Below are 12,504 nucleotides of genomic sequence, written 5' to 3'. Positions count from 1 at the left end.
AATGCAAAATTAATCTTTGAGTTCTTCTCCGGAAATAAAGTACAATGATGGTTTTGCAGTTCCCAGCCTCGATTTGAATTTTTCTCCTGAAATAAAGATTCCGGCCTCATTTACGGTAACCCCTTCGATTTGCCCGACTGCAAGAGAACTGCCGAGATAATAATGCTTGGGTTTTTCTTTAAAAAAAATGCCGGGTTCTGTTTCTGTAAAAATATTTAAAAAGACTTCTGTTTTCTTTGTATAGCCTACCAGATAAAGCTTTTTATCAAAATAAGCAGCATCCGTTACCACGAAATTGGTTTTGTAGGATTCCGTTTTTTCAGCTCTCTGCTTTTCGGTTATAGTGGGATCAATAATATAATGAGAAGTTGATTTGGATTTCCATTCTTTGGTAAACAGATGGATCTTTCCGTTGAGATAAATCATCGCTTCTGCATCAAAATCATTATCTGTGTATTTAGGGATAAATTCTGTCTGCTCCGGATAATAGAAGGAAATTTTGGTAATAGAATCATTCTTGGGTTCATTGTTATGAAAAGGCAGTTTATAAATCTCAAGATCTCTTCTGGTTCCGCCGTTGTTCCCAAAATCTCCGATGTAAAAATTTTTGCCGTCATTCGTCAGCGCTTCCCAGTCTTTATTTTTAGCATTGATGGTGTACGTATTTTTAATATTTCCGGAAGTTTCATCCAGCTCGAAAAGTTCCGGTGCATTCCCGCTGTCATTGAAAGTATAGAGTTTTCCATTCAAAATACTAAGCCCTGACGTTTCCTGGATCTTATCATCCAGATATCCTACCCTGAATTTTCTTATTTTCAAAAAATCGGTCTGCTGGGAAAACGAAGACTGAAAAATAATAACGGCTGCGAAAAGAAGAAGTTTTTTCATACAGTAAAAATAAGGGTTTATCAGGAATTGGAAAAGACAGATTTTTTTTTGAAACATTAAGATTAATGAAGATGATAAGGATAGTTAAGGGAAAATCTAATTTTTTTTTTAAGTTCTTAAAGCCAAGCTGATCCTTAATAATCTTAAAACCTTAAACCTTCTTAATGGTTAAAATTTCACCTCCCCGGATTACACGGATGATCGTGATATTTGTGAAAAAATTTGTGGCATTTGTGTTTAAATTAATTTGGCTAAAGCCAGATAAATGTAATCCATATTGTAAGCGGGCTAAAGCCCGCTCCTATTGATGTATAAATTGATTCATAAAACCTGCAAATCATTTAGATAGTCAAAGCCGGCAGAATATATCCTTTCACTGGATTCATAATTTGTTCTGTTTTTCAGTCTGCTTCTTCAGATAATCCCGTTGATATTGCCTTACTGTTTTTCCGGTTCCGTCATGCCTCCATCCAGGAGAATTGAATATATAATTGATCCGGTCTGAGATTTTCAATCCTGGCTGCCTGATGTCTTTCCAGATTTTCCTCCATTCATAAAAGAGAACGGTATCCGGCTCATTGTCCGGCATTTTAGGATATATTCCGTATTTTACAGGCACATCCGGGTCTTCTTTTTCAAAGGTCCCGAATATTTTATCCCAGATAATGAGGCACATTCCCATATTCCGGTCCAGATATTTGATATTGCAGGCATGATGTACCCTATGATGTGAAGGAGTCACCAGAATGTATTCCAGGATACCCATGGTTTTCACGGTTTGGGTGTGCACCCATGTTCCATACACCTGCCCTATGGCATAAACTACCATGATATGCCAGGGATTAAAGCCTAAAAACGCCAGAGGAGAAAAATACAGATACCTGTAAAGCGGCTGCAGTACCGGACTTCTGAAACCGGTTGTAAGATTAAAATACTCTGAATTGTGGTGGGTAATATGAACCGCCCAGAATGCCCTGGAATGATGATCTACATAATGCAGCACATAATAGGCAAAATCTGTAATCACAAAGCAGATCAGCCAATACCAGACCGTGAAATCCCAGCTGAAAAGCCTGTGGTTGTAAAAGAAAAACATGACGCCCATGGCAAAAGCCTTCATGATCAGATCCAGACCGAAGTTCATCAAGGCAAGATAAATGCTTGTGGCAACATCCTTTCCGTTGTACAGCTTAGCTTCAGAAACATGGCTGTAGATCATTTCTGCCAAAATAACAGCAGCATGAAACGGAATGGCCCATGCATAGACATTTTCCAGACCGTCTTCGCTCATAAAGAAGTCCATAATTACCAGTTCTTTATGTAAAGGTAGGCGTTTAGAAAAAGTTTAAGAAAAGTTTTGGATTTTTTTAAGGAAATTTTAATCCGTTGTTTTGTTGGCCAGCTGTCCGCATGCAGCATCGATGTCTCCGCCGCGGCTTTTTCTGATCATTACGGTGATTCCGGCATTTTCCAGCTGGCGTACATAGTTTTCTTCCGCCTGCTTATTGCACTGGTCATATTTTCCGTCCCCGATAGGATTGTACTGGATCAGATTCACTTTGGAAGGAACCTGTCTGCAGTATTTAATTAAAGCTTTGATATCTTCATCCCCATCATTGATGCCTTTCCATACGCAGTATTCAAAAGTGATAACAGAGCCTGTTTTTTCGTACCAGTACTGAAGCGACTCCATAATATCTGTCAAAGGAAATTTATCTGAGAAAGGCATGATCTCATTACGCTTGGACTCAATGGCAGAGTGAAGGGAAAGGGCTAATTTCACCCGTAGTTCATCGTCTGCAAGCATTTTGATCATCTTCGGAATTCCGGATGTAGAAACCGTGATTCTTCTTGGTGACATGCCCAGACCTTCCGGCTGGGTAATTTTTCTGATGGCTTCCACCACATTTTTGTAATTCATCATCGGCTCGCCCATGCCCATAAAAACGATATTGGAAAGCGGTCTGTTGAAATACATTTTACTTTGGCTGTCGATCAGGGCGACCTGGTCTACAATCTCGGCGACTTCAAGGTTTCTCATTCTTTTCAGTCTTGCCGTTGCACAGAATTCGCAGTTCAGGGAACATCCTACCTGTGAGGAAACGCAGGCTGTAGTTCTTGTTTCTGTAGGAATAAGAACAGATTCCACCAAAAGCCCGTCATGAAGTTTCACCCCGTTTTTAATGGTTCCGTCTGTACTTTTCTGAAGCTGGTCTACAGAAACCGGATTGATGGTATACTCTTCGGAAATCCTTTCACGGAGCGTTTTCGAAAGATTCGTCATTTCATCAATGGAATGGAGGTTTTTACTCCATAACCAATCGTAAACCTGCTTCGCACGAAAAGGTTTTTCCCCTAAAGTGACGAAGTAGTCTTTAAGCTGGTCTAATGATAATGTACGGATATCTTTCATGATAGGGTATAGGTATTAGGGCTTAGGATTTAGGGAACAAACTAAGCCCTAAATCCTAATTCCTATTTTCTTATTAAAGGATTAGCATAGCGTCACCGTAAGAATAGAATTTATACTTTTCTTTTACGGCTTCTTCATAAGCATGCATGATAAATTCTTTTCCGGCAAACGCAGCAATCATCATCAGTAATGTTGATTTCGGCGTGTGGAAATTCGTGATCATAGAGTTCGCTACTCCGAAATCGTGAGGCGGATAAATGAATTTGTTTGTCCAGCCATTGAATGCAGAAATCTTTTTGTTGGAAGAAACAGAAGTTTCCAGTGCTCTCATGGTAGTGGTACCTACTGCACAAACTCTTCTGTGGCTTTCTACCGCGTTATTGATGATCGCAGCATTTTTCTCATCGATGATGATTTCTTCAGACTCCATTTTGTGCTTGGAAAGATCTTCCACCTCAATCGGGTTGAAAGTTCCCAAACCAACGTGAAGCGTTACTTCAGCAAAATCAATTCCTTTGATTTCAAGCTTCTTCATCAGGTGCTTGGAGAAGTGAAGACCTGCTGTAGGGGCAGCTACTGCTCCTTCTATTTTAGCATAGATCGTCTGGTATCTTTCTGCATCTTCCGGCTCTACTGCTCTTTTGATATATTTTGGAAGCGGAGTTTCACCCAGTTCCTTCAGTTTTGTCCTGAATTCTTCGTAAGAACCGTCGAAAAGGAATCTTAATGTTCTTCCTCTTGAAGTGGTATTGTCGATAACTTCAGCAACCAAAGATTCATCTTCAGTGAAGAATAATTTGTTACCGATTCTGATTTTTCTTGCAGGATCTACAAGAACGTCCCATACTCTGGTTTCTTTATCAAGCTCTCTTAAAAGGAAAACTTCAATTTTAGCGCCCGTTTTTTCCTTATTTCCATAAAGACGTGCAGGGAAAACTTTAGTATTATTGAAAATGAACAGATCTTTCTCATCGAAATAATCCACAACATCTTTAAACAGCTTATGCTCAATAGTTTCTGTTTTTCTGTTAAGAACCATTAGTCTGGCTTCATCTCTGTGCTCAGAAGGATGTTCTGCCAATAATTCGTCAGGAAGATCAAAATTAAAATCTGATGTTTTCATTTTTTTAAATTACGGTTTAAAAATTATTCAAATTACCTATGTAATTTTCGGAGTGCAAATATACGACATTGAAGACCCCTTTGTCAAGTATTATTTAAAATCAAATTTAAAACCGTGATTTTACGGTAATTTATGACGTTAAAAAAGATTATTTTTGAAAATATTTTAAAACTTTTACACTTATGAGCAAATATTCATTGGAAGCTTTTGTGAACGAAACTAAAGAAAATCCACAGCAGAGAGATTATTTTGAACTTGAAACGCCGCATTTATTGGAAATTAATCTAAACAATCAGGCGGTATGGACCAAAAGAGGAAGTATGGTAGGCTATGTAGGAAGCATCAACTTCGAAAGACAGGGCATGCTGGCCGGAGGAATCGGTAATCTGCTGAAGAAAGCCATCAGTGGTGAAGGCACAAAGCTGATGAAAGCGGAAGGAAGTGGAAAACTTTATGTGGCTGATTCCGGAAAAAAAGTACGTATCCTTTATCTGAACAATGAATCTGTATGTGTCAACGGAAACGATGTCCTAGCCCACGAACAGAGTGTAAAAAGCGACATCACCATGCTTAAAAGTGTGGCAGGAATGATGGCCGGCGGTCTTTTCCAGGTAAAACTTACCGGAACCGGACATATTGCCATCACCACACACGGCGAGCCTCTGACTTTAATGGTAACCCCTGAAAACCCGGTATTCACGGATCCTAATGCTACGGTAGCCTGGTCCGGGAACCTTAGCCCTGATCTGAAAACCAATGTTTCTCTAAAAAGTCTTATCGGAAGAGGAAGCGGTGAAGAATTCCAGATGAAATTCTCTGGAAACGGATGGGTACTGATCCAGCCTTACGAAGAAGTATACTACACAGAAAAATAATGCATTAAAAATTGATGATTGTGAAACGGCTGTTCTATTTGGGGCAGCTGTTTTTTTAGGGGCAGGTAAAGGGTAATAGGTAGCAGGTAAAAGGTGGCGGGTAGCAGGTGCCCCAGCTTACAGTATTGTCGGTGAATACACTTACACTCACAATTACTCTCCTACTCTCAAACTCTCAAACTCTCAAACCCTAAAACACTCAAACGCTCCTACTCTAAAACTCCCCAACCCTTCACACCTCGCAACTTTTTAATATATTTAAGGAAAAAATTTTCATGAACAACACCTCTTCACGCAGAACCTTTATAAAAACAGCTGCTCTGGCCAGCTTTGGCGCACTGGTCTTACCCAACTCCCTATTCGCCTATTCCAATGATTTTAAATCAGATAAAAAGGTCCGTGTGGGCTTTATTGGCGTAGGACTCCGGGGACAGGAACATGTAAAACTGCTGGCCAAACGAAATGATGTGGAAATTGTAGCGTTTGCAGATCCGGACAAAAGAATGCTTGCGGCTTCCCAGAAAATCTTAAAAGACAATAATAAATCTACCGCTCAGGAATTTTCGAACGGTGAGTATGACTACAGAAATCTTTTGAAATTAAAAACCATAGACGCGGTGGTAATTGCTACTCCATGGGAATGGCATCTTCCACAGGGTACTGAAGCCATGAGAGCGAAAAAAATCGTGGGTATGGAAGTTTCCGGAGCTATAAAACTGCAGGACTGCTGGGAATTTGTCAAGGTATATGAAGAAACGAAAGTTCCTATTTTCATGATGGAAAATGTATGCTACCGCAGAGACATTATGGCCATTCTGAATATGGTACGCAAAGGAATGTTCGGAGAGCTGGTTCACGGAAGAGGCGGCTATCAGCACGATCTGAGAGGCGTTCTTTTCAATGACGGTGTCACGCCGTACAATTCAGGGGCGGAGTTTGGAGAAAAAGGTTTCAGTGAAGCCCACTGGAGAACGGAACATTATGTGAAACGAAACGGAGAACTCTATCCTACCCACGGATTAGGACCAGTAGCCATGATGATGGATATTAACCGTGGAAACCGCCTGACCAGACTTTCATCATTCTCATCAAAATCCGTCGGACTGCATAAATACATTGTGGAACATCCAAAAGGAGGAGAAAATCATCCCAACGCTAAAGTGAAATTCAACCAGGGAGATATTGTCACCACACAGATTGCTTGTGCCAATGGAGAAACTATTCTTTTAACCCATGATACGAGCTTGCAGAGACCTTATGACCTTGGATTCAGGGTTCAGGGTACCGAAGGATTGTGGCAGGATTTCGGCTGGGGAGATTTCAACCAGGGACATATTTATTTTGAAAAAACAATGAACCATACCCACCGCTGGGAGAATACGGAAAAATGGATGAAAGACTATGATCATCCTATGTGGAAGAAATTTGAGAATACCGCAGCAGGTGCAGGACACGGCGGAATGGATTTCTTCGTCATGAATACTTTTATTGAATGCATCAAACGAAATATAGAATTCCCGATGGATGTCTATGATCTTGCTTTATGGTATTCGATTACGCCACTCAGCGAAGAATCTATTGCCAAAGGCGGTCAGGCCGTAGATATTCCTGATTTTACCAATGGAAAATGGAAAACGCGTAAACCTGTATTCGGAATGACTGATGAGTTCTAAAAAAACACTTCTTATCCTTGCAGGAGGTCTGGGAAGCCGTTATAAAGGACTGAAACAGATAGACGGCATCCTGGATAACGGCTCGCCTATTCTGGAATATTCGGTTTATGATGCCCTGCAAGCGGGTTTTAGTAAGGTTGTTGTTATTGTCAACCAACTTATTCCTCAAAGCTATATTGAAAGATTGAATAATATAGCCATGAAAGCTGGTTTCGAACTTCACTGGGTTTATCAGGAAAAAGATAGCTTTCTGGATGTAAGTTATGACGGCCCCCAACGGCAAAAACCCTGGGGAACCGGGCATGCTGTACTTTGTGCAAAAAATACGATACAGGAACCTTTTGTTATGATCAATGCCGATGATTTTTACGGAAAAGAAGTGTACCGGCTGGCTGCAGAAGAAATTGACCTGCATATTTCAGGGAGTCAGTTTGGAATGGCAGGCTATCCTGTGGGATCCACTTTGAGCGGAAACGGAAATGTAGCGAGAGGAATCTGTACGCTGGATGATGAAAATTACCTGATCAGAATTGTGGAACAGACTTCTATACGCAAGGAAGGAAATTCAATCCTGTATACTGACAATGGAGAGGATGTAGAGATCAGTTCAAATGCTTTGGTCTCTATGAACTTTTTTATTTTTCATCCGGAAATTTTCAAGCCTCTTGAAGTGTATTTTAATGAATTTATACAATCGGACCCGCAACCATCGGAGGAGTTTTATATTCCTTCGGCAGTGCAGAGAATGATTGACGAAAAAAAGATAAAAGTATTGGTGAAAACCTCTCCTTCCCAATGGATGGGAGTAACCTATGCGGATGATAAAAGCAGTATTAAAGACTTTCTGATCACAGAAACCGAAAGAAACAGATACCCCGAAGATTTATGGAATTAAAACAAATCGTTACCGGATTTACCGGGACTGAAAACTGCAGCATCAGCCCTGTTACAGACGGACTGATCAATACGACCTATCTGGTGGAGGATCATGATTCGCAGGAAAAATTTATCCTTCAGAAAATTAACGGCCAGGTTTTTCCGTTTCCGGAGATCATTACGCATAACCATCTTTTGATCAACAGCATGCTGGAACAAGGAGATTACCCTCTGCAGCTGGTGAAACTGAAAGAAAATTTATCGGGGAGCTTCATGACAAAAGATGAGGAAGGAGGATCGTGGAGGATGTTTCATTTTATAGAGGATGCCCAGACTTTATTTAAGATTCCTGATATAAAAACAGCTTATGAATCTGCAAAAGCGGTCGGATGTTTTCTAAATACAGTCAATCCCGAAAATCTTCCGGATATCCAGACCCCGATTCCGGATTTTATTAATTTTGAAAAAAGAATGCAGGATTATCATACTGCTTTACAAAATGCAGACGAATTTCTTCTTAAAAATGCCGGACCGGAAATAAAAATAACGAATGAACTGCTTTTTCTTCCTGAGAAATGGATCGAAATGGAAAAAGAAGGTCTTCTGCCGAAAAGAATCATCCACGGAGATCCTAATGTAAGGAATATCCTTTTTGACAGCACGTCAAAACCTCTGGCTGTCATTGATCTGGATACGGTAACAGTTTCCACCATTCTGTATGATTTTGGAGATATGGCAAGATCGTATACCAATACGCTAGATGAAGATAACGGCTATGCTGATGACAATTTTAATCCTCATATCTACAGAACTATAAAAGATGGATTTTTGCTGTATTTAAAGGAAAAACTGACTTTTGAGGAACTTGAAAATCTTGATTATGCGGCTCAAACTGTGATCTATATTCAGGCTGTACGTTTTCTGACTGATTATCTTAATGGGAGTACTTATTATGCTACCAAACATCCGGAACATAATCTGGACAGAACGAGAAACCAGCTGGAGCTGCTGAAGAGTTTGAGAAGGTATCTGCGGGTTGATTAGCTTTGATTTTATTCTTTTTATACCACGGATTGCGGAGATTTCACAAATGTTTATGTTATAATTTTTCTGCTTTAACTCTGGGAAAGTTTTAAACCACAAAAGAGGCAAAAGTTTTTTAACACTTTAGTTTATTTGAAGTTTAAATGATTGCTGCGAAAGAAGTGCACTTAAGTTTTTTGAAAAATCTAAAGATTTTATTTGATATTTTGAACCATTAAGAATTGTTTAAGGTTTTAAGATTATTAAGGAGAGCTACGCTTTAAGAGCTTAAAAAATCATTTGATTTTCTTGACGATCCTTATCATCTTCATTGATCTTAATGTTTCAAAAAAATATATATACCCATCTTTGATTTCTGCTTGTATGAATTTGCCTTTTCCGGGATTTTTATTTTTTACCACGGATTGCACAGATTTTCACAGATGATTGCTTATTATTTTAAAAAGATATAATAAACTTTAACGTAAACATCAGAGTGATCTGAGAAATCTGCGGGAGACTTATTCTAAAATATTTGTGTCATAATTCTTTGCATTAATTCTGCTTTATTTGTTTAATCTGCGAGAGACTTTTTCAATATTTTTTTGAAGCAAAAGTCATAGTAGATGTTTATGGTTAAAAATTTCACGTCAGGAATTCCAGAATTTTCTTCCATTCTTCTAATTTTTTCTCAAATGAAACGGTATGCAATGGGCTTGTAGAAGGAAGCTGAAATATGGGCAATCTGTAGTTCTTTCCTAACAGTTTCTGAAGGTTTTTATATGATTTTCCTCCATTGCAGAAAATGGCTCTGATATTGGGATGTTCATCCAAAAGTTCAGAGATCCGGTTGGCTTCTTCGTTTTTGATTTCCGAATCCAGGCTTCCTTTTCTTTCACAGGAATCGATGACGTCCCAGACTGCGATGTGATGTTTCTCTATGATATTAAGCCGTTGGGTATAATCATCCGTAAAATCTTCATGGAAAAGGTGAAAGATAATGGTCCAGAATTTATTTTGCGGATGGGCATAATACTGCTGTTTTTCCAATGATTTCACGCCCGGAATTGAACCCAAAATTAAAATTTCGGATTGGGAATCGATGATGGGTGGAAATGAGGAAATTCTGTTTTGCATATTCAAATATATACATTTTGGCTAAAGCTCAATCTTGAAAACATTGAATGGTAATAAAGATGAAAGATAAAACCTAGATCTTTAATAGTATCATTATATTTTTGACCACAGATTCCGCAGATTTTCGCAGATGATTACGTTGGAAAACACGGTAGGTTTTGGCTAAAGCCGTTGAATGTTTGGCATAAAAAAAGCGGGCTAAAGCCCGCTCCTATTGATATTTTAAGGAATAATAAAAATTATTTTCATTATTCATTTTACATTCTAATTATAATGTTTCCTTCAGCCAGTCGAAGAATTCTCTCTGCCATACCAATCCGTTTTGCGGATGAAGTACCCAGTGGTTTTCGTTCGGGAAATAAACGAGCTTAGATTTCAGACCTTTTAATTTAGCTGCCTGGAAAGCTTCCTGCCCCTGCTCGTAAGGTACACGGAAATCTATTCCGCCCTGAACGATCATGATAGGTTTGTTCCATTTTTCTACAAAATTGCTTGGATTGAAGTCTGTGTATGCTTTTGGAAGCGGTTTTTCCCATGGAGAACCTAGATCCCAGTTCGCAAACCAAAGTTCTTCCGTCGTAAGATACCAAGATTTCATATCGAATAAACCATCATGTGCGATGAATGTTTTGAATCTGTTTTCATGGATTCCTGCCAGCATAAATACGCTGTATCCTCCGTAGCTTGCTCCTACAGCTCCTACTCTTTCACCATCCACATAAGGCAATGTTTTCGCGAAATCTGTTGCTGCCAGATAATCTCTCATCGGCTGTCCGCCCCAGTCTTTGGAAATTTCTTCATTCCATTTTGTTCCCCAGCCCGGCATTCCTCTTCTGTTTGGTGCTACGATGATGTATCCGTTGGCTGCCATTAAAGAGAAGTTCCATCTTGTACTGAAATACTGTGTCAGTGCAGATTGCGGACCTCCCTGGCAGTATACCAAAGTAGGGTATTTTTTATTCGGGTCAAAGTTTGGCGGATAGTGGAACCACACGCCCATTTCTTTACCGTCTGATGTTTTTACCATCTTCAGTTCAGATTTTCCTTGTGCCAGTTTAGCATAGGTATCTTTGTTGGCTTCTGTCACCTGCTTCATTTCTCCGTTTTTCAGATTGACAGAGAATAATTCGGTGGCGTGGTTGATATCTGTTCTTCCTACTAAAAGTGAAGTTTTGTTGTCCGTAAATATTTCGTTAACATCAAAATCACCTTTTGTAATCTGCTGTACTTTTGCCGATTTAGTATCTACTGAAAAAAGCTGCTTGGTTCCTCTGAATGCTGCTGTAAAATAGACATTCTTCGAATCCCCGCTCCACAATACATCCCCGGAAACACTTTCATCCCAACCTGCTGTAAGATTCGTTGTTTTTCCTGATTTCCAGTCCATGATCTTTACATCATTTTTATCAGCTTCATACCCGTCTCTGGCCATACTCTGCCAGATCAATGATTTTCCGTCCGGACTGAACTTTGGATTTACGTCATATCCTTTATTGGTTTCTGTTAAATTCTTTGTGATTCCGGAAGCAAGGTCATAAGCGAAGATATCTGTGTTGGTGCTTGTAGAATATTCTTTCCCGCTTTTAGGTTTTGTAACGTATAAAAGCTGAGTAGAATCCGGGCTCCAGATGAAGTCTTCTGCTCCGCCGAAAGGTCTTTGGGGAGAATCCCATGTTTTACCTTCCAAAAGGTCTTTTGCCGATTCTGCTTTGTCTGTGGTATTGACAACAAATACGTGGTTATATTTTCCTTCATTGAAATAATCCCAGTGTCTGTGGTTCAGATCTGTATACACCTGAGCGGTAGTTTTAGGGGTATCGCTGTATTTGTCTTTCCCCATTAGTTTTTCAACCAGAACCTGTTTGCTGAACGCGATTTTTTTACCATCCGGAGAGATCACGATATTATCAGCTTCGCCAATCGTATAAAATTCGGACCATGTTTTTCCGGTATCCTTTGACAGATAGATTTTATCTCCTTCCTGAGCATAGATTCCGTTTTTATCCCACTGAATAAGGGCTTTTTTACCGAAATCTATTTTGGAAGACTGGTTGTTGAGAACATTGAGAAAATAGCTCTCACTTTTTGTTTTTTCTGTTTTCAGATCTACCTGTCCTATTTTATAAATCAGGGAAGCCTGATCCGGCGAAACAGCCTGTACTCCTACTTTTTTCAAAGTCCAAAGAATTTCAGGCGTCATGAGTTGTTGTGCATTCATTAAAAGCGGAGCTGCCAGAGCCAGCAGGCTGTACTTAAGTTTCATATGTTGATATTCATTTTTTTTGAATGTATGGAACCATAGTGGTGGTATACATCCTTTTTATTAATTCAAAGATTTCCAAAGTTAGTACTTAAAATAAAAATGAGCGAAAGAATTAACAATAAAATTCTGTTTGGAGGGCAATCATTCAGGAAATACAGCCCTCTTGTTTCTGCTTCATAAAAGTGAGAAGAGTTTTTAAATAAAAAGTTCCGCCGGCTTTCAGCCGGCGGAAC

At 39.4% G+C, this 12,504-nt stretch carries 10 protein-coding genes; 4 read left to right on the top strand and 6 right to left on the bottom strand.

The annotated features are described in order from the left end of the window. Positions 1–9: 9 nt before the first annotated feature. From JET18_RS05725 to queA, 4 genes are all read right to left on the bottom strand, one after another. Positions 10–888, bottom strand: a complete 879-nt coding sequence (locus JET18_RS05725) for a hypothetical protein (RefSeq protein WP_202089653.1) — start codon at positions 886–888, stop codon at positions 10–12. A gap of 382 nt (positions 889–1,270) precedes the next feature. Then, on the bottom strand, positions 1,271–2,191 hold the full coding sequence (locus JET18_RS05720) for a sterol desaturase family protein (RefSeq protein WP_202089652.1): 921 nt from the start codon (positions 2,189–2,191) through the stop codon (positions 1,271–1,273). Positions 2,192–2,266: 75 nt separating this feature from the next. After that, on the bottom strand, positions 2,267–3,301 hold the full coding sequence (gene rlmN, locus JET18_RS05715) for a 23S rRNA (adenine(2503)-C(2))-methyltransferase RlmN (RefSeq protein WP_202089651.1): 1,035 nt from the start codon (positions 3,299–3,301) through the stop codon (positions 2,267–2,269). Between the two features lie 73 nt (positions 3,302–3,374). Beyond that, positions 3,375–4,424 carry a tRNA preQ1(34) S-adenosylmethionine ribosyltransferase-isomerase QueA gene (queA, locus tag JET18_RS05710; protein ID WP_202089650.1) on the bottom strand — a complete coding sequence of 350 codons (1,050 nt, stop codon included), beginning with the start codon at positions 4,422–4,424 and terminating at the stop codon, positions 3,375–3,377. Positions 4,425–4,606: 182 nt separating this feature from the next. Between queA and JET18_RS05705 the strand changes: the two genes are divergently transcribed. The 4 genes from JET18_RS05705 to JET18_RS05690 all read left to right on the top strand — a co-directional run bounded on the left by JET18_RS05705 (position 4,607) and on the right by JET18_RS05690 (position 8,892). Further along, positions 4,607–5,299: an AIM24 family protein gene (locus JET18_RS05705; RefSeq protein ID WP_202089649.1), complete on the top strand. Its 693-nt coding sequence runs from the start codon at positions 4,607–4,609 to the stop codon at positions 5,297–5,299. Positions 5,300–5,574: 275 nt separating this feature from the next. Next, entirely contained in the window at positions 5,575–6,972 is a 1,398-nt protein-coding gene (locus tag JET18_RS05700; protein ID WP_202089648.1) for a Gfo/Idh/MocA family protein, read from the top strand. Further along, complete coding sequence (locus JET18_RS05695; RefSeq protein WP_202089647.1) at positions 6,962–7,867, top strand: sugar phosphate nucleotidyltransferase; 906 nt, start codon at positions 6,962–6,964, stop codon at positions 7,865–7,867. The genes JET18_RS05700 and JET18_RS05695 overlap by 11 nt, the downstream gene beginning before the upstream one ends. Next, complete coding sequence (locus tag JET18_RS05690) at positions 7,858–8,892, top strand: phosphotransferase enzyme family protein (RefSeq protein WP_202089646.1); 1,035 nt, start codon at positions 7,858–7,860, stop codon at positions 8,890–8,892. Before JET18_RS05695 ends, JET18_RS05690 begins: the two co-directional genes overlap by 10 nt. A 624-nt stretch (positions 8,893–9,516) precedes the next feature. Here the strand turns inward: JET18_RS05690 and JET18_RS05685 are convergent. Both JET18_RS05685 and JET18_RS05680 read right to left on the bottom strand, forming a co-directional pair. Next, complete coding sequence (locus JET18_RS05685; protein WP_202089645.1) at positions 9,517–10,008, bottom strand: DNA-deoxyinosine glycosylase; 492 nt, start codon at positions 10,006–10,008, stop codon at positions 9,517–9,519. 268 nt (positions 10,009–10,276) lie between these two features. After that, positions 10,277–12,271: a S9 family peptidase gene (locus tag JET18_RS05680; protein ID WP_202089644.1), complete on the bottom strand. Its 1,995-nt coding sequence runs from the start codon at positions 12,269–12,271 to the stop codon at positions 10,277–10,279. Positions 12,272–12,504 lie beyond the last annotated feature (233 nt).

Origin of the sequence: Chryseobacterium endalhagicum (genome assembly GCF_016745235.1) — a bacterium.
GTDB classification, from domain to species: Bacteria; Bacteroidota; Bacteroidia; order Flavobacteriales; family Weeksellaceae; genus Chryseobacterium; species Chryseobacterium endalhagicum.
The sequence above is the reverse complement of the archived record's forward strand: the minus strand, read 5'-3'. Positions and strand labels throughout refer to the sequence as shown.

Coding starts and splice junctions, on each gene's coding strand:
- JET18_RS05725 (WP_202089653.1), bottom strand. CDS start 888: ATGAAAAAACTTCTTCTTTTCGCAGCCGTTATTATTTTTCAGTCTTCG.
- JET18_RS05720 (WP_202089652.1), bottom strand. CDS start 2,191: ATGGACTTCTTTATGAGCGAAGACGGTCTGGAAAATGTCTATGCATGG.
- rlmN (WP_202089651.1), bottom strand. CDS start 3,301: ATGAAAGATATCCGTACATTATCATTAGACCAGCTTAAAGACTACTTC.
- queA (WP_202089650.1), bottom strand. CDS start 4,424: ATGAAAACATCAGATTTTAATTTTGATCTTCCTGACGAATTATTGGCA.
- JET18_RS05705 (WP_202089649.1), top strand. CDS start 4,607: ATGAGCAAATATTCATTGGAAGCTTTTGTGAACGAAACTAAAGAAAAT.
- JET18_RS05700 (WP_202089648.1), top strand. CDS start 5,575: ATGAACAACACCTCTTCACGCAGAACCTTTATAAAAACAGCTGCTCTG.
- JET18_RS05695 (WP_202089647.1), top strand. CDS start 6,962: ATGAGTTCTAAAAAAACACTTCTTATCCTTGCAGGAGGTCTGGGAAGC.
- JET18_RS05690 (WP_202089646.1), top strand. CDS start 7,858: ATGGAATTAAAACAAATCGTTACCGGATTTACCGGGACTGAAAACTGC.
- JET18_RS05685 (WP_202089645.1), bottom strand. CDS start 10,008: ATGCAAAACAGAATTTCCTCATTTCCACCCATCATCGATTCCCAATCC.
- JET18_RS05680 (WP_202089644.1), bottom strand. CDS start 12,271: ATGAAACTTAAGTACAGCCTGCTGGCTCTGGCAGCTCCGCTTTTAATG.